The sequence below is a fragment of the Streptomyces sp. NPDC127092 genome (genome assembly GCF_042722475.1).
Lineage (GTDB): Bacteria > Actinomycetota > Actinomycetes > Streptomycetales > Streptomycetaceae > Streptomyces.
This window is the reverse complement of record NZ_JBHXFE010000238.1, coordinates 1-361: the sequence shown is the minus strand read 5'-3', so window position 1 is coordinate 361 and position 361 is coordinate 1. Positions and strand designations below refer to the sequence as shown.

Below are 361 nucleotides of genomic sequence, written 5' to 3'. Positions count from 1 at the left end.
CCTCACTGCGGCCCCACGCGGCCGCGCGCCCATCCCGACTCCCTGGGAGCCCCATGCTCTGGACCCTGCTCCGCCGTCACGGCCGGCGCTATCGCGGCGCCGTCGCGGCCGTCGTCGTGCTGCAGCTGATCAGCACGCTGGCCATGCTGTACCTGCCCAGCCTCAACGCCCGCATCATCGACGAGGGCGTGGCCCGCGGCGACACCGCCCGCATCTGGGACATCGGCCTCGTGATGCTCGGCGTGGCGTTGGTGCAGGTGGTCGCCGCGATCGCCGCCGTGTGGTTCGGGGCGAAGGCCTCGATGGGCGTCGGCCGGGACCTGCGCCGCGCCGTCTACACCCGCGTGGACGCGTTCTCCGC

At 74.0% G+C, this 361-nt stretch carries 1 protein-coding gene; it reads left to right on the top strand.

Features of this window, described 5'->3' with window-relative positions:
* Window positions 1-53 precede the first annotated feature (53 nt).
* Window positions 54-361: ABC transporter transmembrane domain-containing protein (locus ACFWJO_RS39270; RefSeq protein WP_386873033.1), on the top strand; the 308-nt coding region annotated here is incomplete at its 3' end.